General features: G+C 66.3%; 1 protein-coding gene. It reads left to right on the plus strand.

All coding sequences use genetic code 11. The features are described 5' to 3' along the window. A partial coding sequence (locus BTA35_RS17165) for a hypothetical protein (protein ID WP_202931323.1) occupies positions 1 to 214 on the plus strand: 214 nt, incomplete at its 5' end. Positions 215 to 412: the final 198 nt, after the last annotated feature.

A 412-nucleotide genomic window follows, 5' to 3' on the forward strand; every position in this document is an offset into this window, starting at 1 on the left:
GGTGCAGTCCGGGCGCCTGCGCGCGGCCCCGATCGAAGGCTTGGTGCTGGAGCGTTTTATTGCGCACGCGCGGCAGCGGCCGCCGTCGAGCGCGACCATCGCTTTGATGAGTACGATTCGCGCACTGGTGGCGATGATGATCAGTGCCGGCGATTGGCCGATGGCGCAGCTGCACGACACCTCGGTAGCGCAAGCGGACACGCGCGACGCTTGAACGCGCGACGCGCGTGCTGCTCGCACCGCGGTGCTACGAAGACCGGATGCCGGTCGCGTCGATCGGCGTCATCCGCACCACGGCGGGCGGTGTTTGCAGCAGCGGCATGACGGCCGCGCGATATAGGCGGTAGTGGTCGGTGTCGCGATGCGCATCCACTGCCTGCTCATCCGCAAAAATCTCGAACAGATGAAAGGT

The sequence above is a fragment of the Oceanospirillum linum genome (assembly GCF_001995095.2).
Classification (GTDB): domain Bacteria; phylum Pseudomonadota; class Gammaproteobacteria; order Pseudomonadales; family Halomonadaceae; genus Oceanospirillum; species Oceanospirillum linum.